Source organism: Corynebacterium sp. NPDC104732 (genome assembly GCF_055583565.1).
The window spans coordinates 1-18,817 of sequence record NZ_JBVJNS010000025.1 but is presented as its reverse complement, the minus strand read 5'-3'; the positions used below and the strand labels follow the sequence as shown (position 1 = coordinate 18,817).

The window sequence follows — 18,817 nt, the reverse complement described above, 5'->3', positions numbered from 1 at the left end:
GTTCCGCTGCCACAAGGCAGAAGGAACGCAGATAAACATAGCCTGCCCCAGCATGGGGCTAGGAGTACGAATCCTGGGCTCCTTCAAGCGGAACTACTAACAACGTAATGGGAAATCAAGCGTATGGATGGGACGATCCAGGCTTGAAAAGTACCATCCGTACGCTAAATCCCGCCGCGCAATCCCTACTTCACGAGCACCCCAAAGCGATGCATAGTCTGCGAGATTGCTTGCTCCTTGAGGAAGAGCTGCAGTTCGATCCGGCCGTCGGCAAGCAGTGGGCCTTCGGCAAGGTAGGAGCCGTTCTCGGCGGCCTTGACGCGGAAGGAATCCGGCGCGGTGCCGATGATGCGGATCCGGGAGGACGCTGGGAAATCCGGAGCAGTGAGGCGAACCAGAGGCACCCCGGTGAGAGTGCTTGCGATCTTTAGCCGCAACTCTTCGCGCGGAGACAAGTCCGAGGCGTAGTACAGGTAGGACTCTGCCGGGACGTAGCGGAACACGTTGGATTCGCAGCGCAGTGCCGCGCGGTCGTGCTCCACGGCGAACTCGGTGGCCCAGGCCTGTGCGTCCAGCTCGGCGGCGCGGGTGACCCAGGTGAGGTCCTCATCTGACAGGGAAGAGGCGCGCAGCTGGCGCGTGACCTCAGGCGACAGGGACACGCCAGATAGCGGCTCCAAAGTGCCGTCGGTCCAGGTGCCGAACTGTGCCACGTAGTTCGGGCCACCAGCCTTGGCGCCAGGACCAATGGCGGAGTTCTTCCAACCGCCGAAGGACTGCCGTTCCACGATCGCACCGGTGATACCGCGGTTGATGTAGGCGTTGCCTACTTCAACGTGTTCGCGCCAGTAGGCGATTTCGTCTTCGTCGAGGGAATGCAGGCCACCTGTGAGTCCGAACCCGGTGGAGTTTTGCCATTCGATGGCTTCTTCCAGCGTGGAGGCGTACATGATGCCCGTGACGGGGCCGAAGCACTCGGTGGTGTGGAACCAGGAGCCAGGCTGGACGTTGTCACGGATGCCTGGGGTCCACAGGTCAGGTTCGATTTCTCGTGGCTTAAGCAGCCACGACTCTCCCGGTTCCAGCTTGGTGAGGCCGCGCTTGAGTTTTTCGCCTGGGGCTTCGATGAGGCCGTTCATCGTGGTGGAGATGTCGGTGCCGCGGCCGACGCGGAGGGTGGAGACGGCGTCGACAAGCTGGCTCTTGAAACGCCCGCAGTCGCCCACCAGGATCAGCAGGGAGGCGGCGGAGCACTTCTGGCCAGAGTGGCCGAAGGCCGACTTGTAGGCATCGGCGACCGCGAGGTCAGGGTCGGCGTGCGGGGTGACGATGATGGCGTTCTTACCGGAGGTTTCCGCCAGCAGCTTCATCTCTGGGCGCCAGGAGCGGAATAGCTTGGCGGTCTCGGAGGCACCGGTGAGCACCACGCAGTCCACATCGGGGTGGGAGATGAGGCGTTTGCCGGCTTCGGCTTCGTCGGCGTTGACCATCTGGAGTATGTCCTCGGTGATGCCTGCCTCGCGAAGGGCAGCCACAGCCACCTCGGCGCAGCGCAAGGTTTGTGGTGCGGGCTTCAAAATCACTCGCGCACCAGCTGCCAGGGCAGCGAACACGCCACCCATGGGGATAGCGACGGGGAAGTTCCACGGCGGGGTCACCACGACCACATCGTGCGGGGTGAAACGGTCATCGAGCTGTTCGGCGCAAGAGGCGTAGTAGGTGGCGAAGTCGATGGCCTCGGAAATCTCCGGGTCCGATTGGTCGACCGCCTTGCCCGCTTCATGCGCCATGACCGAGACCAAATCACCACGGTGCCGTGCCAGTGCATCCGCAGCCCGAAGCAGCAGTTCCACGCGGTTATCCGGCGAGGCGGCCGCGCGGGCCCGGGCCACGGCCTCATCGATGACGGCCGGGTCGGTGACCAGCGGGGATTGCGTCGGGCCGGGGTCTGTGGCGAGGTGGCGCAAGGCCCACTCGCGGTTGGCCTGCAACGCCGGGTCGGTGTCGGGTTCGTTGCGGAACACGCCAGTGGAGTAACGCGCTTGCTTATCGACGCCACGGTCCTGATCGCGTTGCGGAGTGTCACGCACATTCCACCGGTCCGCTACAGCGCGGAGAAACGCATCGCGCTGACCCGAGAAATCGCCGACGGCTTGGGCGTGAAGGAAGTTTTCCTCAGCACCGTTTTCTTCCAAGCGGCGCACCAGGTAGGAGACGGCGACGTCGAAGTCTTCTGCGCGGACCACTGGCGTGTAGAGGATTTCCTCACCGATCGCTGGCGCCATGCCCTGCAGCATTTCCATGTCGATCTGTTTTTCCACGCCACGTTCTTTGGCCAGTTCTTTAGCAAACGCGATGGTGAACAGGTTGTGGCTGGCCACGCCGATGCGAATCGCGACAGCGTTCTCCGGCTGGAGCACGTAGTCAAGCATCCGGTAGTAGTTCGCGTCCACCTCGTGCTTGGTCAGGTAAGGGGCCTGTGGCCAGTCGTGCAGCTCAGCTTCGACCTTTTCCATCGACAGGTTCGCGCCCTTAGCAAAGCGCACTTTGATGTTGGCACCGCCCTGTTCAGTGCGGGCACGGGCGAATTCTGTGATCTCCTGGAGTGCTGCGAAGGAGTCTGGCAGATAAGCCTGGAGCACAATGCCTGCGTGATAGGTGTGGAATTCATTCTCGCTGAGCAGCTCTTTAAACAGGCGCACCGTGAGCTGGAGGTCCTTGTATTCCTCCATGTCCAGGTTGACAAAAACCTCATTGTCTCGTGCAGCGCGGTACAGCGGACGCAGACGATCCTTGAGGCGCTCCAAGCTGCCCTCCATGTCCCACTGATTCAGCTGCGCGGCGACCGACGAGGCCTTGATAGAAACGTACGATACGCGTGGGTTCTTCACCAGTTCGATGGTGTCTGCCAGTCGCTTGTCTGACTCCTTTTCTCCCAAGACAGCCTCACCGAGCAGGTTGAGATTGAGCTGTACGCCCTGCTGGGCGGCCTCGTCAAGGAGCTTGTTGAGCTTCTCGCCATCTGCATCCAAAATGAGGTCTCCCACCAGCTGGCGGAACCGGCGCTTAGCTGTCGGAATGACAATGCTCGGCAGCAGCGGAGCGATCTGCGTCCCGGCCTTGAACAACATGCGGTCGATACCGCTCACGAATCCGGGCGGATTAGGAAGCTCGCTGAGGGCCTTCGCAGCTGCCGTGTTGTCGGAGGGGCGAGCAACCTTATCCACAAAACGCATCGTGAAATCGATACCGCCCTCATGACGGACCATTTCAGAAATCTGATTGTCATCTGAAATCGACGAGTGCCACGCGGATGCCTGGTCAGCGGCGCGGGAAATAACGGTGGCAAGGGAGTCGGTCAAGGCTAGCCTCCTTGGGATAACTTGGTGTTTTATTAGAAAGCAGGTACTGGTGTGGTGACCACTGTGACCTCATCAGTGGTGGCGATGCTGCCACAGGTTGGTGTAGGTCATTCCCAGAATATGGGAACACCCCCCTTTAATATAGTGATGGGGTTCACATTGACCTAGTCTGGGTGGGGTAGGCGGGGTTTGTCGCGTTGTTTGTGGGTTGTCCCCGACATTACCCGCCCGAAGTTCGGGCTCATTGGGGCGATTTTGGGGCATTGTCGGGGGCGTAATGTCGGGGACAACGCGGTAGCCAGGATATCCCCAATTGCCCCAATATTCCCAGCAGTTACGTTTTGGTCGATGGTGGGGCGGCGTTTCTTTTGGTCCCGACATTACCCGCCCGAAGTTCGGGCTTATTGGGGCGATTTTGGGGCATTGTCGGGGCCGTAATGTCGGGGGCTTAGCGTTTAACCCGCCGGGCGTAGGGGCTGGAAAAGCATCTAGGTGCGGGAGATGCGAAATCCCAGCGATTGGCAAAGAAAATGCCGGCACTATCGTTGAACATGGAACACCCTCCCGCGCCCAATCAACCCGGCTACCAGAAATAAGCCGGGCCCAAGGCATAATGAAAGCTATGGCTCGACTCTTTGGAACTGACGGCGTGCGTGGACTCGCCAACGAAACCTTGACCGTCAACCTGGCGCTGCGCCTGGGGCAAGCAGCTGCAGAGGTGCTCACGAGAGAGAACCGTAGTTCTAAGCGGCGCCCAACGGCGGTGGTGGGGCGCGACCCACGCGTGTCTGGAGAAATGCTGGCTGCGGCGCTGTCGGCTGGTATGGCGTCGCGTGGCGTGGACGTGTTGCGCGTGGGAGTGCTCCCTACGCCTGCGGTGGCATTCCTTACCGACGACTACGGCGCTGACATGGGCGTGATGATCTCCGCGAGCCACAATCCAATGCCAGACAATGGCATCAAGTTCTTCGCCGCCGGTGGGCACAAGCTGGCTGATGAGGTCGAAGACGAAATCGAAAGCGTCATGAACTCGATGCAGGACTGTGGCCCTACTGGTTATGGTGTGGGACGCGTCATCGAGGAAGCCCCAGACGCGCAGGAGCGGTACCTGAATCACTTGGCCGAGGCTGTGAAGACGGACCTCAGCGGAATCAAAGTAGTGGTGGACTGCGCGAACGGTGCGGCATCTGAGGTTGGTCCGCTAGCGTATGCAGTGGCTGGCGCCGAAGTTGTGGCAATTCACAACAAGCCTAACTCGTACAACATCAACGAGGACTGCGGTTCCACTCACATCGAACAGATCCAGAAGGCCGTCGTGAAGCATGGCGCTGACCTTGGCTTATCCCATGACGGCGATGCTGACCGGTGCCTGGCCGTCGACGCCGACGGAAACGTGGTCGATGGGGACCAGATCATGGCGATTCTGGCGATCGCGATGAAGGAGAACGGCGAGCTGCGGAAGAACACCCTCGTTGCCACCGTCATGTCCAACCTCGGTTTGATGCTGGCGATGAAAGATGCCGGCATTGAGGTGAAGACCACCAAGGTGGGAGACCGGTACGTGCTGGAAGAGCTGCGTCGTTCGAGCCTGTCGCTGGGCGGCGAGCAGTCCGGCCACGTGGTGATTCCCGACTATGGCACCACCGGAGACGGTATCCTCACCGGCTTGACTCTGATGGCGCGGATGGCGGAAACCGCATCATCGCTAAAGACTCTGGCAGGGGCGATGACTGTGCTGCCACAGAAGCTCATCAACGTCCCGGTTACGGACAAATCCGTCATTATGTCGGACGAGCGCGTCATTAGTGCGATCGCCGAGGCTGAGGCGGAACTCGGGGAAACGGGCCGCGTCCTGCTCCGAGCCTCCGGCACTGAAGAAATTTTCCGAGTGATGGTGGAAGCCGCAGACGCCGATACCGCAGTGCGGATCGCAGGTCGCCTCGCTGCAGTTGTGGCCGCCGTGTAAAAAACTTTTCGCCGCGAGGGAACCTTTTGCCCCCTGTGGAGAGTCAAAACATAGTGAAGGGGTTTTCACTAATCTGACTTTTCACAGGGGGAATTTTTGTGTTCGATCTGAAGGTCGATGTGCTGGCAAGCACCAACGTATTGCGCAGCCTTATCGACGCCACCGAAACGGAAATCACACGCCACCGAGCAATCACGCCAGGCTTCTCCGCTCTGGCCGCCGGACGTGATTTCGCAGGTCACGGCGCTGCCTTGAATCAGGTGTACTCGGCGCTGCACCAGCGAAATCTCGAGCTCATGCAGCAAACCGTGGCGGTGAGCGTCGCAGCGCGCCGGGACGTCACGACCGTGGGCGAGGCGGACACCCACAGCGAAGCGGCACTCGACGCAGTAGCGCAGCAGGGGCTGACATGGGCAAAGTAAAGAAAGCGCAGCGGCTTTACGACGAAGCAGTTGAAGCCTTACGCGTTGCCGCCGGAGCCGACTGGAATGGCCCCGCGCATTCTTCCGACAAAGTAGCCGAAGCGTTGAACAGCACAGCGGGCATTGACACCAATGAGCTGCGCAAAAAGCAGACCGACATCACGTCTGGTGGCCGGGCAACCGGAGTGAAAAACGGGCGAGTTCTGCCGCAGATTGGTGCCATGCTCGTCGGCATCATCGGGGGAGCCATCGCGGAAACGCTCATCTCCAAAGCCTGGGATTGGATCGCATCGGACGAAAAAGCCGAGGAATTCGGCGAAGACACCACGAAGGCAGCAGATCGGCTCGACGACGTGGAAAAGACCACAGGGGAATGCGCCGAAAAACTGTGCTCAGAGACCAAATCAACCGTGGCGGGGCTTTGCTCTTTGTTGCGGATGATCGATAAAGAAAAACACCCCAAGGAGTACCGCGCTGTACTCTCCGCTGCCGATTCGCTCATCAACCAGTGCGGCAGCGGGGTAATAGGGATTGCGGCGGAACGCGACACGTGCGTATCCGACATTTACAACCAACTCATCCAGCGGGGCTCCGAGATCTGCGGGGAAGATATCCAACCAGTACCTCTCGCGTGCGAACAAACCGTGGAATGCCCACCAGCTCCACAGTGCGAGGTCACTCCAGATTCGGCGCCACCTGCACCGGCTCCGGCACCGGCGGGCCCAGCGCCCGGCCCCTCACCAGCGACAACGCCAGCGGCCACGCCACCGGCACCGCCTCCCGCACCGGAAGTATCGCCTGCACCGGCGCCGGCACCGGAGGTACCGTCGGCTCCGGCAGCGCCTCCTGTGCAGCCAGCCGCAGTGGAACTGCCGGTAGAGAAACTTCCGGAACCAATGTTTGAGCCTAAAACGCCAGCACCTGTCGAACCTTCGGCAGTGGAACCACCTGTAGTCAAGGACTGCGAGACACCGGCGGACGTCCCCGAAGAGCCAGCGGATTGCGAGACCGAAACTGACACACCGGAATGCGATTCTTCGCCACTGTCGGCCGTCCTTGGAATTGGAATCATGGTCGCCATCATCGGCGTGATTATCACCGCGTTAGAGGAGTGCGTTGCTGCGCCCGAACCGGAAGCTGCTCCTGCCACAGAACCGCCACCGCCGGTTGCTGAGGAGCCTCCGCCACCACCGAAGCAGCACGTGCCACCGCCGGTTGTTGAGGAGCCTCCGCGACCACCGAAGGAACACGTGCCGCCGCCACCGGCAGCACCAGAGCCACCAGTTGTCGCAGAGCCACCACCGGCACCGGAACCAGAGCTGGCAAGTAGCGGTGTGGCTCGAAAGGCAGGTGCGTGGTGAAACCCGATTTCGACACGGTGATGGAGCGATTCCGTGAGCGGGCTGCGCAGCGCATGGCTGATTTTGAAGCTGAACTTGCCCAAGCGAATAACACAGCAGCGAATGCGCGGAAGGCGGTGAGTGAGCAGCCTGTGGCGTCGATAAGCGCAGCACCGCAGCCTCGTGGCCCCCGAGTGGGACGACCGACTGCGGTGCGGAGTGTGCTGCGGAGTCAGCGCGGTTAGAAGGCGGTGTGCTCGATCTCGTCGAGCTTCAGGCGAACCCCGGTGGCGTCAAAACTGGTGACCTTCTTTGCCGTGGCCTCCGCGTTGGAGAAACCAGAGTACCTGTGCTGGCCATCCAGCCGGTGCAGGAGGAAGCCTGTGAGTAATGCGCGGGTGATTTCCTGCGCCCCAGTCTGTGGGCGTCCCATACCGACGGCCAAGCGAGAGAAGGACAACTCAGGGAAGCCCTGCTGGGTTGCGCCCTCGATCTCACGGTACGTGCAGGAACCCGCCCAACGAGCGGCCACATTCACCGGATTACCGGTAGTGACAAAGTCGCGCTCCGTTTGGCCTAGGACGAATCCCGGGACGTTAACGTTCATCGCGGCGTTCTCACAAGAAGGAGAGGTCGCAGCAGGGTAAAGGGCCGCCACCGCTTTGATGTGATTGCGTCCGGCAGCTGCTAAAATGGCGCACCCGGCGCCCATGCCGTGGCCAGCAAAACCGATCTTGCCCGGCGCGACAGTCACAGCACCAGTACCTAGTTTGACACCGGTGAGGATCTGGAGAGTCGTCTCCAAGTCTGCCGCGAAACCGCGGTGATCCGGCATAAAGCCTTTTTCGGTGTTCGGAGCGGCGACCACGATTCCCCACGAAGCGAGGTGACGCAGGGTCGCGTGATAACGCTTGATGTCGGTCATCCAATCGTGGCCGAACGCAACAGCAGGAAGACCATTTCCTTCTGCTGGCGTATAAATCTTTCCTAGCAGACCGGCATATTCCAGGTCGCCGACGAGGACCCGGTGCGGGCCACGCTTGGACAGTTTGCTCACGAGTTTGTTCAAATTCTCAGCCACACCTGTTAAGGATAGTGGAAAACCGGCTTGAGGTTAGCTGATAGCAGAAGCTGAGACCTGGGAAAAGCTACTTTTTCGGAAAGAACTAGCCACCGAATGACAAGACAATAGGGTTTTTGCATTTAGAATCTGCTGTATGTGTGGAATCGTTGGATATGTAGGTAAGCAGCAAGGCCTGAACATTGCTGTCGAAGCGCTCCGTCGTATGGAGTACCGTGGCTACGACTCTTCTGGTGTCGCGGTGGCGAATGGGGCGGGGGCAGTGAGCGTCGTTAAGCGCGCTGGCAAGCTCGCCAACCTAGAGGACCGCATCGTTGAAGTCGGCGCGGACAACCTCGCCGGTACCACCGCGATCGGGCACACTCGCTGGGCAACCCACGGTCGCCCTACCGACCAAAATGCGCACCCACACCTTTCTTTTGACGGCAAGGTTGCCATCGTCCACAACGGCATCATCGAGAACTTCGCACCGCTGCGTGCTGAGCTGGAAAGCAAGGGCATCGAACTCAAGTCCGAGACCGACTCCGAGGTTGCGACCCACCTGCTGGCACTCGCCTACAACGACGGGGACACCGCCGGCGATTTCAAAGCCTCCGCTATGAAGGTCCTGAACCGCCTGGAGGGTGCTTTTACCCTGCTGTTTACTCATGCGGATCACCCGGACACCGTGATCGCGGCACGCCGTTCCACCCCGCTGATCGTGGGCGTGGGTGAAGGGGAGATGTTCTTAGGGTCCGACGTCGCGGCCTTCATCGAGCACACCAAGAACGCTATTGAGCTCGGCCAGGACAGCGTCGTGATCATCACCGCTGATTCCTACGAGATCCTGAACTTTGACGGCACCCCAGCCGAAGGAAAATCTTTCACCATTGACTGGGATCTCGCTGCGGCGGAAAAGGGCGGCTTCGATTCCTTCATGATGAAGGAAATCTTCGAGCAGCCAGATGCCGTCCGCGATACGCTCGTGGGGCACTTCGTTGACGGCCACATCGTGCTCGATGAGGACAACATCTCTGAGCAGGAACTCAAGGCGATCAACAAGGTCTTCGTCGTCGCCTGTGGCTCCGCCTACCACTCCGGCCTGCTGGCCAAGTACGCGATTGAGCACTGGGTCCGCATCCCAGTGGAGATCGAAGTAGCTTCCGAGTTCCGCTACCGTGACCCAGTGCTGGATTCCAACACCCTCGTCGTCGCTGTGTCCCAGTCCGGTGAGACCGCCGATACTCTCGAGGCCGTCCGCCACGCCAAGACCCAGGGCGCAAAGGTGCTGGCTGTCTGCAACACCAATGGTTCCCAGATTCCACGCGAGTCCGACGCCGTGCTGTACACCCACGCTGGCCCGGAAATCGGCGTTGCCTCCACCAAGGCATTCCTGGCACAGGTCGCTGCGAACTACATCGTTGGTCTTTCCCTGGCGCAGGCCAAGGGCACCAAGTACCCGGATGAGATCAAGGAGATTTGGGAAGCGCTGGAAGAAACCCCAGCCAAGATCGCTGAGGTGCTGAAGTGCGGCGACCAGGTCACTGAGATCGCCCGCGTGCTGGGCGCTATCAAGACCATGCTGTTCCTCGGCCGTGGCGTGGGCTTCCCCGTTGCACTCGAGGGCGCGCTGAAGCTCAAGGAGCTGGCTTACATTCACGCTGAGGGCTTCGCTGCCGGCGAGCTCAAGCACGGCCCGATCGCCCTCATCGAGGACGACCTGCCAGTGGTTGTCGTGGTTCCTTCCCCACGTGGCGTGAAGGTGCTGCACTCCAAGATCGTCTCCAACATCCAGGAGATCCGCGCCCGTGGTGCCAAGACCATCGTCATCGCGGAAGAGGGCGACGATGCCGTGGAGCCATTCGCTAACTGGCTGATCCGCATTCCGCAGTCCTCCACGATCATGCAGCCACTGCTGGCCACCGTGCCGCTGCAGTTCCTGGCCGCCGAGATCGCGCGCCAGTGTGGCAACGAGGACATCGACAAGCCACGTAACCTGGCCAAGTCCGTGACCGTGGAATAAGGCGCTTATCGACGCCATCGTCCCCACCACCCGCTGACCATCCTTGGTTGGCGGGTGGTGTTTGAGTTTTCAGGGATAGGGCGCGCCAGTGTGGCTAGATGCCGTGTTCGTCAGTATTGATCTGAGCCATGCATGTTGATCAAGGAATGACACCACTCGTGGGGTTCTTATCGATCGCCGAATCGTGAAAAATTGGCTTCCCAATTCAACGCATAAACGTTATTGGCAATGATGGTTGTGAAGTATAAAAACTAATAATTCAAAAAGTTGAACAAATAATGTGGCGCAAAACACATATTGTCTGCTATCTTGTGCTCCAAGTCACTGCAACGGGTGTAGTGGCTTCGACCCAGAAGGAGGCAATCATGAATACTGCGACGCAGGGGATCATGACCGAAGACCTTTTGCGCAGCCTTTATGCAAGGGGGGGTGATGATGCTGATTGGACTGAGATAAGCCAAGCGGGAGTTTTGGATCTTTCCAAACAAACCAAGTCTGGCGACGAGGCTTTGCAGATATTGATGGGGCAACTTTTGCTTGAAAAGTCTGAACCTGGAGATCAATCTGAGCGGCTTTACACGGCCCTTGCAGGAATTAAACAGTTCGTGATCGAGGATTTCTTGCGCGAACTCCCGACTACTTCGATTGAAGATCTTCGAAAAGCTGCTGACAGAGCGGGCTACGACCTTGAAATTCTCGGATAGTCAGTGACTCATCGATTCTAGTTGGAGGGGCGGGCTGATTGTGTCAGCCCGACCTTTCCTTCAGAGGCCTAGGAGCAAGAATTGCAAATTGAAGGTTTGCGTTGGGAAGAAAACTGGTCGATTCCGAATGGTGGAGAATCGAGTGTCCATCCATTTCCAACTATGCGTCCAGTGACAATTGTGTATCACGGTGAAGGTAATTTTTCCTATGGGCATTATGGAATTCATCTAGGTCAAGAGGATGTGTTGACCTTCTTGGGTCCAGACGACCAGGTTATTGTGGGAAAGTTCATCGATTGTCGCGAAAATTCGCTAACTCGAGGTGAATTTCAGACATTTTCATGGACTCCATCCTCCAGAAAAAGGTTGAGAATCCCGCCTGGTGTTGCACATGCATTTGAAAACCTCGAGCGAGTCTTCACCATAAATACGTACGAGAGTTTTTTGCCATCCATGTCGGATTGGCTGCAAAAGAATTCGGACTGGTCTCCCACATCAGATGTCATTAATCTTCCGGATGATGTTGACTTAGACGAATTGCCGTTATTTAGACCTAATACTCATCCAGCGAGTGAGATTTGGTATGCCTTAGTATCTGCGATGCAGAAAGAACTCTTCAAGAGTGTTACTCGTGAATATCCAATAACAATGGACGTTCAGATGGATTCAGGTGAAACACTTAGAATGAAACTTTCAAAGAGAATTGAAATGGAAGAAGCCCGTGCTGAACGGCCATGTTCAATATTGGGAGTTGAATGGCAGCCGCATCCGAATATTCCGAGCGGAGAGCATTCTGGTTTCGTTCCTCTCATCGATAATCGGCCCTTCTATTTTGTCGATCATGGCAAATCGCCATATTCGCATGACGCCTACGGAATCCATTGTTATCAAGAAGATCGCCTTACGTTTCTTGGTGATGGCACCCAGACAATTCGAGTGAAAATGTTTGACGCAAGGAATGGGTCGCCGACGCATGGATTAAAGAACGAATTTGAGTTCACACCTTCGCCGACGCGATTCCTCAGCATTCCGGCTGGCGTAGCCCATGCTTTCGAGGGGTTAGAAAATGTATTCACAGTTAATCGACCTCGACTATTCAAGGTGCCCGGTTCCGACCATGGTTTTGGATTTCCAGATGTCATCGACTGGCCGCTGGATCGTGAGCCCTTGCCAGCCTTTGAAACGGGGTCCGAAGAAATCCAACTAACTGAGTATAAGGATCGAATTGCGTCTCAAAAACAGCAAATGTTGAATCCGGTTGATCATGAAACGCCGGCAGTGTTGTTGGTCGACCAGGAAAACGGAACGCCAATTCGGGTTGCACTACGTCGAAAGAATCTTGGTGCAAATGCCTAAAGCAGATCTTCGATTTTGGCGACTATGGAGTGCTAATGTCCTCAATTTGTTTTCTGCAGGTGCTTGGATCGTAGCCTTTCCAATTGTGGCTTTGGCGAGTAGCTACCCTCCTTCAGTGGTTGGAGGAGTTACCACGGCCTATCTAATTGGCACCATCACTGCGCTCGTTGGCGGTGGATTCTTTATCGACGTGTTGTCGAAATCCAACTTGATGGCGATTTCGAGCGGAATTTCTGCTATCTGCTACATGGTTGTCGCATTTTCGATTGGTTGGCTCTTCGAGAATCTTCCTGTTTTCCTCGCCGTTTCGTTTGTCTTGGGGCTTGCTGATGCTCTATACGGTCCTGCCAGTGAAGCTATTGTTCCAGAAGTCGTCAACGAAAGTTCGCTCGTTCGAGCGAACTCCTTGATTTCGATGGCAGAGTCTCTCGCTGCGAAACTGGTTGGACCTGCAATGGCGGGTCTGGCAGTCGTGGTGTTTGGAGAACAACTGCTATTTGCTGCACTAGCCGTATGTTGCGTCGGGGCTATGGCCTTGTGCTTAACACTGAATGTGTCCAATGGGCAGCGGTCAGATGAGAATCTGGAACATCAGTGGGTTCAAGGTACTCTTGCTGGAATTCGGGTTATTTTCGCGTGTAAATGGTTGAAATGGGGACTTTTGTGGTCTGCGATAGCCCTTCTGTTTCAATACGGGACGCGAGTGGTTCTCATGCCATTTTGGTTCCAACAGCATGAGGATCCTGCGGGTTATGCGCTTTCGATTTCGGCTCTGGGGGTGGGCGCGCTGTTGTCCGGTCTATGCATGTCGAGGGTTGGCAACAGATTCGAGAGCTTTACTGCCTTGATGATCCTTTGGCTGGTGGGGTCGCTATGTTGGCTGCCGATTGTCTTCGTCATCGATACCCGGGTCGCCGTATTCATTATGTTTCTCATGGGCTTCTTTAATGCTGCCGGAAACATAATTTGGTCGTCATTACTGCAGTCGGAAGTTCCGGAAAACTATCGTGGACGAGTTGCAAGCGCGGACTGGCTCGTGAGCATTTCACTCATGCCAGTTTCTGCTGCAGTGGCTGGCCTGATCGCAAAGAGCCTCATGATTGAATGGATCACTGTGGCCGCCATTGTTCCTGCATTCTTGGGAGTAGTCGCGATATTGAGAAACCGAGATCTAAAACAGCGTGTAAACACGATGGTGTGACCTACATGAAAATGCACCACATCCCCCTCTTCACTCCACAGCAGATCCGGGAAGCCGAGGCTCCGCTCCTTGAGCGCGAAGGCGAGGAGTTGATGCGTCGTGCCGCGTTTGCTGTTGCGATGGAAACGGCTCGCCTCAAGCTTGGTCGGAAGGTGTTGGTTCTGGCTGGCTCCGGGAATAACGGTGGCGATGCGCTGTATGCCGCGGCGGAGCTGGAGAAGCGAGGCGCACAGATTAGCGTTTGGAAGCTGGGGGAAAGCATCCATCCTGCGATCAATGCCATCAAGTACCCACGGATGGTGTCGCAGGTAAGCAATCCAGATGTGATTATCGATGGGATCGTCGGCATTGGTGCGCGGGGGCCGCTTCGCGGTGTTGCGGCGGAGGCCGCCGAGCAGGCAAAAGGGTTTCCCGTTGTTGCGGTGGATATTCCGAGTGGTGTGGATCCGATGGCGGGTGAGGTTGCTGGGGCGTCGATAAGCGCGCAGGTCACGGTGACTTTTGGCGGCCTGAAACCCGCGCACATTCTCGGGTGGGAGCACTGCGGGCGGGTCAAACTGCATGATTGTGGCATTGAAATGGGGGAGCCGTGGGGCTATTCGGCAGGGGTGCAAAAATGGCCGGTCCCTGGGCCGCGCGACCACAAATACACCCTCGGCGTGCTGGGTATTCATGCAGGTAGTGAGCGGTATCCGGGCGCAGCGGTGCTGTGTACGCAGGCGGCGGTGCGCGCGAGCTCTTCGATGGTGCGCTACCTCGGGCCGTGTGGCGATCGGGTGCTCGCGTCCCAGCCGGAAGTAGTCGTGGGCGGCGAGCTTTGCAACGCCACCGCCTGGCTTACCGGTCCCGGAGTCGGAACCGAGGACCCTCTGCTGGCGAAGCTGATTGACCTGGACAAACCACTGGTCATTGATGCTGATGCGTTGACTCAGCTGGCTGGGGACCCGGAACTACAAGGGCGGGTCTGCAACCGAGACGCATTGACCGTCCTTACCCCGCACGATGGGGAATTCGCTCGGTTGTACGGACGTAAACCCGAGGACCGTGTGGCCGATGCACAGGATCTTGCGCGGATGCTCAATGCGGTTGTGGTGCTCAAAGGGCGGGTCACCGTCATTACTGATGGCGCGGAGATTTACCTGGTGGAGGCGGGTTCCTCGTGGGCGGCGACTCCAGGATCCGGGGATGTGCTGGCGGGGATTATCGGAAAGGCGGTGGCCTGGGAGGCATCAGCGGAGATGGTGGCGTCGGCGGTACGTGTCCATGCGCTCGCGGCGATGCATCGGGGCGGGCCAATAATTGCCGGGGACATTTCGCAGGCAATCCCCGATGTGGTGACTACGATGGTTAACCATGGATTTGCTCACCACCACAATTGATCTGGACGCCGTCGCTCACAACACTCGCCTCATCAAGGAGCGGGTGGCGCCGGCGCAGCTCATGGCGGTGGTGAAGGCGGATGGCTACAACCATGGCGCTGCTGAAGTGGCAAAGGTGATGGCTGCGAACGGGGCTGATCGCTTTGGCGTCGCCACGCTGGCCGAGGCGCACGCGCTGCGCGATGCCGGGATCACTGCCCCCGTTTTGGCGTGGATCTGGTCGCTATCCCAGGACTACCAGGCTGCGATCGACCGCGGTATTTCCCTGGGCATTCATGACCTGGCGGAAGCCCGCGTCCTTGCCGATCTCGACTGCGAGGTCGCCATCATGGTGGACTCGGGGCTGCGTCGCTCGGGCGTTCCGGAAACCGAATGGCAGGAAGTCTTTGAGTTGTTCGCCCGTGGCAAGGCCCGCGTCAGCGGCGTATTTAGCCACCTAGCCAGCGCGGATGTGGTGGATGATCCCACCACCGACTGGCAAGCCGAGAACTTTGCGCGCGCGGTGGACATGTCCCGCGCTGCTGGCCTGGAGGTGCCGTTTAACCACCTGGCTAACTCGCCAGCGGTGCTCAGCCGCCCTGATCTGCACTGGCAGATGGTCCGACCTGGCCTGATCTGCTACGGCCTGGAACCGATCCCGGGTCGGGACCATGGGCTGCGGCCTGCGATGACATGGTCGGGCCGAGTGACGGTGGTGAAGGACATCGCGAAGGGTGAGGGCAGCTCCTACAACCACACGTGGCGCGCCCCGGAGGACGGTCACTACTGCATCGTCCCCGTCGGCTATGCGGACGGCTTGCCGCGCGCGGTACAGGGCCATCTGGAAGTGACCATCAACGGTCAGCGCTACCCGCAGGTCGGGCGCGTGTGCATGGACCAGATCGTGGTGTGGCTAGGCCAGGACACCGCTGCACCAGGCGATATGGCGATTATCTTTGGCGAAGGTGGCATGTCCGCCACCGAGCTTGCCGACGCCATCGGCACCATCAACTACGAGGTCGCTTGCTGGCCAAAAGGCAGGACCGTGCGCCACTACGTAGGAGGACGAAAGTGAAGCCTAGTTTCCCGTTGTCCGGATCGGAGCTCTTTGAAACCCCGGAGGAAACCCAGTCCTGGGGAGAGTCGCTTGGCCAGGCGCTGGAAGCGGGCGACGTCGTCATCCTCGACGGCCCCCTAGGAGCCGGCAAAACCACGCTTACCCAGGGCATAGCCCGAGGTATGCAGGTCAAAGGACGCGTGACCTCGCCAACCTTTGTGATTGCGCGGGAACACCGCTCCCTGATTGACGGCCCGGCTCTGGTCCACGTGGATGCCTACCGACTCCTAGACTCGGCTGCCTCCCCATCAGATGCTCTTGACTCCCTCGATTTGGACACTGACCTGCTGGACTCCGTGGTCGTCGCTGAATGGGGCGGGGGACTGGTGGAACAAATTGCCGACCGGTATTTGTTCGTTCAACTAGACCGGGAAACCGCTGTCGCAGAAGACCCATCGTCAGAAGCCCGCATTATCACGTGGGAATGGCGGGGGTAGACATCGGCGCTTGGGAGCTGTTGACCCCGATATTGGTTGGATAGAAGCCAGAACGGGAGCGCGCATTCCCAGACTCCATGAACCCACGTTCCAACGAACGGATCGCGAAGCTTAAACAGCTAACCCACTACGATGGAACCCGTGCTCGTACTTGCCATTGATTCTGCAACCCCAACTGTTGTCGCCGGTGTCGTTGATTCGGACACCAACGAGGTGCTGGGGCAGACCATCCTCGAAAATTGCCGTGACCACAACGAACAGCTCGTCCCTGCGGCCCAAGCTGCACTGAAAGAGGCGGGCAAGACTTTCGCGGATCTGGACGCCATCGTTGTTGGTACCGGGCCCGGCCCTTTCACTGGTCTGCGGGTGGGCATGGCAACGGCGGCAGCGTTCGGCGACGCTCTCGGTATCCCTGTTCACGGGGTCTGCTCGCTTGACGCGATTGCGGTGCAGATCCCTGCGGAAGAGAAAGTCGTGGCGATTGATGCGCGGCGCCGTGAGGCGTATTGGGCGCAATACGCAGGTTCGCGGGTGGGGGACCCACAGGTGACGCCTTACGCGGACGTCCCGGTAGGGGCGGTAGTGAACGCGCCTGCCAACCTCGCAGAACATTTCCCGCAGGCGACGCATGATCTGTATCCGACCCCGCAAGCGTTGGTGCAGGTGGCCGACTTGATGCATGAGCCTGCGCCACTGCAGCCGCTGTATTTGCGTCGGCCGGACGCCAAAGAGCCGAAGTCCAAGCCGAAGAGCCCTGCGATTCCGGATGTGCAGCTGTGACCTGGGACGTAAGACGCTTAACCCCAGGAGATGCTGCGCGGTGTGCCGAGTTGGAGCGCGTCCTCTTCGCAGGTGACGACCCGTGGCCGGCCAGCGCCTTTGAGGAGGAGTTCGCGCAGCCCAACAACTTCTATATCGGCATTGATCTTGCTGGGCAGTTGGTGGGTTACGCGGGATTGTCGTTGTTGGGGAGCTTGCAGGATCCGGAATTTGAGATCCATACGATTGGCGTGGATCCGCAGCACCACCGCAAAGGTATCGGTGCGGAGTTGATGGACCAGCTCATGCATGCGGCTGATACCTATGGCGGGCCGGTGTTCCTGGAAGTCCGTACAGACAATGACCCCGCGATACGGATGTATGAAAAGTACGGATTTGTGCAGCTTGGGTTGCGGAAGAACTATTATCAGCCGTCGGGTGCCGACGCGTACACCATGAAACGCGAGCCAAAAAAGAAGGAGCAAGAATGATCATCCTCGGCATTGAGTCGTCCTGCGATGAAACTGGTGTCGGCATTGTTCGCCTGGATATGGAAACCGGCGATGTTGAGATCCTTGCGGACCAGGTGGCCTCGTCGATGGAGCAGCACGCGCGCTTCGGTGGGGTAGTGCCGGAGATTGCGTCGCGGGCGCATTTGGAGGCAATGCAACCGGTGATGCGCGCGGCGATGGCGGAGGCGGGCGTCGTAAAGCCTGATGCTGTCGCTGCGACGGTGGGGCCGGGGCTGGCGGGGGCGCTGCTCGTTGGTGCGTCGGCGGCGAAGGCGTACGCTGCGGCGTGGGACGTGCCCTTCTACGGCATTAACCACCTGGGCGGGCACGTTGCGGTGGCCAACCTGGAGGGGGAGAAGCTGCCGCATTCGGTGGCGCTGCTTGTCTCGGGCGGGCATACGCAGCTGCTGGAGGTGGACTCGGTGGGGGCGCCGATGCGCGAGCTGGGCGCCACGCTTGACGACGCCGCAGGTGAAGCCTATGACAAGGTAGCCCGGCTCCTCGGCCTTGGCTACCCGGGTGGCCCGGTGATTGACCGCCTGGCCAAGCAAGGCACGGCGAACATTGACTTCCCGCGTGCCCTGCGGGGCTCCCTTGACTTCTCTTTCTCCGGGCTCAAAACTGCGGTGGCGCGCTATGTGGAGGCCGCAGAACGTGAAGGTCGCCAGATTGTGGTGGAAGACGTGTGCGCGTCCTTTCAAGAGGCGGTCTGTGATGCACTGACGAAGAAAGCAGTGCGCGCCTGCCAGGAAGTTGGGGCGTCGGTGCTGCTGCTCGGCGGTGGCGTGGCAGCAAACTCACGCCTTCGGGAGCTCGCCGCCCGGCGGTGCGCGTCCGCTGGCATTGAACTGCGGGTGCCACGTTTCAAACTGTGTACCGATAACGGCGTGATGATCGCCGCGCTCGGCGCCCAGCGGGTTTTTGAACAGCATCGCCCTTCGGAACTCAGCATCGGGTGCGACCCATCGCTAGAGGTGGAGACCCCACAGGTGTATGCGAATTAATCGCTCACCCAGCAGGTTCTCCTGATCCTGGGTACGCTAACAGACGTACAAGTGCCCATTTTTAAAAGGACGTGCAACTATGACTGTCGGCTACCTTGTTTACCGGCTCATCCGGATCTGGAGTGCGTAATTAGCGGGAAGTGATATGTCGGGGTGGCACAACATATAGGGGCCCTGGCCGGTACAAGATGAGAGT

16 protein-coding genes are annotated in these 18,817 nt (G+C 58.9%); 14 read left to right on the top strand and 2 right to left on the bottom strand.

Features of this window, described 5'->3' with window-relative positions:
- Nucleotides 1-185: 185 nt before the first annotated feature.
- On the bottom strand, nucleotides 186-3,362 hold the full coding sequence (locus ACZ6ZO_RS12045; RefSeq protein WP_465292890.1) for a bifunctional proline dehydrogenase/L-glutamate gamma-semialdehyde dehydrogenase: 3,177 nt from the start codon (nucleotides 3,360-3,362) through the stop codon (nucleotides 186-188).
- Between the two features lie 622 nt (nucleotides 3,363-3,984).
- Between ACZ6ZO_RS12045 and glmM the strand changes: the two genes are divergently transcribed.
- The 4 genes from glmM to ACZ6ZO_RS12025 all read left to right on the top strand — a co-directional run bounded on the left by glmM (nucleotide 3,985) and on the right by ACZ6ZO_RS12025 (nucleotide 7,335).
- The gene (gene glmM / locus ACZ6ZO_RS12040; RefSeq protein ID WP_208768704.1) at nucleotides 3,985-5,328 is read left to right on the top strand and encodes a phosphoglucosamine mutase; all 1,344 of its coding nucleotides are present in this window, start codon (nucleotides 3,985-3,987) and stop codon (nucleotides 5,326-5,328) included.
- Between the two features lie 98 nt (nucleotides 5,329-5,426).
- Nucleotides 5,427-5,750 (top strand): hypothetical protein, encoded by a 324-nt coding sequence (locus ACZ6ZO_RS12035; protein ID WP_465292888.1) that lies wholly within the window; start codon nucleotides 5,427-5,429, stop codon nucleotides 5,748-5,750.
- Nucleotides 5,738-7,111: a hypothetical protein gene (locus tag ACZ6ZO_RS12030; RefSeq protein WP_465292886.1), complete on the top strand. Its 1,374-nt coding sequence runs from the start codon at nucleotides 5,738-5,740 to the stop codon at nucleotides 7,109-7,111. The genes ACZ6ZO_RS12035 and ACZ6ZO_RS12030 overlap by 13 nt, the downstream gene beginning before the upstream one ends.
- Nucleotides 7,105-7,335, top strand: a complete 231-nt coding sequence (locus ACZ6ZO_RS12025) for a hypothetical protein (protein ID WP_182386902.1) — start codon at nucleotides 7,105-7,107, stop codon at nucleotides 7,333-7,335. The genes ACZ6ZO_RS12030 and ACZ6ZO_RS12025 overlap by 7 nt, the downstream gene beginning before the upstream one ends.
- Here the strand turns inward: ACZ6ZO_RS12025 and ACZ6ZO_RS12020 are convergent.
- Nucleotides 7,332-8,171, bottom strand: a complete 840-nt coding sequence (locus tag ACZ6ZO_RS12020; RefSeq protein ID WP_465292884.1) for a dienelactone hydrolase family protein — start codon at nucleotides 8,169-8,171, stop codon at nucleotides 7,332-7,334. The genes ACZ6ZO_RS12025 and ACZ6ZO_RS12020 overlap by 4 nt on opposite strands.
- A gap of 136 nt (nucleotides 8,172-8,307) precedes the next feature.
- On the opposite strand from ACZ6ZO_RS12020, the gene glmS reads away from it, so the two are divergent.
- The 10 genes from glmS (at nucleotide 8,308) to tsaD (ending at nucleotide 18,621) form a co-directional block, all read left to right on the top strand.
- Nucleotides 8,308-10,173: a glutamine--fructose-6-phosphate transaminase (isomerizing) gene (gene glmS / locus ACZ6ZO_RS12015; protein WP_465292882.1), complete on the top strand. Its 1,866-nt coding sequence runs from the start codon at nucleotides 8,308-8,310 to the stop codon at nucleotides 10,171-10,173.
- Between the two features lie 365 nt (nucleotides 10,174-10,538).
- Nucleotides 10,539-10,877 (top strand): hypothetical protein, encoded by a 339-nt coding sequence (locus ACZ6ZO_RS12010; RefSeq protein WP_465292880.1) that lies wholly within the window; start codon nucleotides 10,539-10,541, stop codon nucleotides 10,875-10,877.
- Between the two features lie 81 nt (nucleotides 10,878-10,958).
- Entirely contained in the window at nucleotides 10,959-12,233 is a 1,275-nt protein-coding gene (locus ACZ6ZO_RS12005; RefSeq protein ID WP_465292878.1) for a hypothetical protein, read from the top strand.
- Nucleotides 12,226-13,434, top strand: coding sequence for an MFS transporter (locus tag ACZ6ZO_RS12000; protein ID WP_465292876.1), 1,209 nt, complete (start codon nucleotides 12,226-12,228; stop codon nucleotides 13,432-13,434). Before ACZ6ZO_RS12005 ends, ACZ6ZO_RS12000 begins: the two co-directional genes overlap by 8 nt.
- A 5-nt stretch (nucleotides 13,435-13,439) precedes the next feature.
- Nucleotides 13,440-14,813, top strand: a complete 1,374-nt coding sequence (locus tag ACZ6ZO_RS11995) for an NAD(P)H-hydrate epimerase (RefSeq protein WP_465292892.1) — start codon at nucleotides 13,440-13,442, stop codon at nucleotides 14,811-14,813.
- Complete coding sequence (alr, locus tag ACZ6ZO_RS11990; protein ID WP_465292874.1) at nucleotides 14,788-15,867, top strand: alanine racemase; 1,080 nt, start codon at nucleotides 14,788-14,790, stop codon at nucleotides 15,865-15,867. Before ACZ6ZO_RS11995 ends, alr begins: the two co-directional genes overlap by 26 nt.
- A complete protein-coding gene (tsaE, locus tag ACZ6ZO_RS11985) occupies nucleotides 15,864-16,346 on the top strand; it encodes a tRNA (adenosine(37)-N6)-threonylcarbamoyltransferase complex ATPase subunit type 1 TsaE (protein WP_465292872.1) in 483 nt (160 codons plus the stop codon). The genes alr and tsaE overlap by 4 nt, the downstream gene beginning before the upstream one ends.
- Nucleotides 16,347-16,487: 141 nt before the next feature.
- Nucleotides 16,488-17,126, top strand: coding sequence for a tRNA (adenosine(37)-N6)-threonylcarbamoyltransferase complex dimerization subunit type 1 TsaB (tsaB, locus tag ACZ6ZO_RS11980; protein WP_465292870.1), 639 nt, complete (start codon nucleotides 16,488-16,490; stop codon nucleotides 17,124-17,126).
- Nucleotides 17,123-17,596 (top strand): ribosomal protein S18-alanine N-acetyltransferase, encoded by a 474-nt coding sequence (gene rimI, locus ACZ6ZO_RS11975; RefSeq protein ID WP_465292868.1) that lies wholly within the window; start codon nucleotides 17,123-17,125, stop codon nucleotides 17,594-17,596. Before tsaB ends, rimI begins: the two co-directional genes overlap by 4 nt.
- Entirely contained in the window at nucleotides 17,593-18,621 is a 1,029-nt protein-coding gene (tsaD, locus tag ACZ6ZO_RS11970; protein ID WP_208768716.1) for a tRNA (adenosine(37)-N6)-threonylcarbamoyltransferase complex transferase subunit TsaD, read from the top strand. The genes rimI and tsaD overlap by 4 nt, the downstream gene beginning before the upstream one ends.
- The last annotated feature ends 196 nt before the right edge of the window (nucleotides 18,622-18,817 follow it).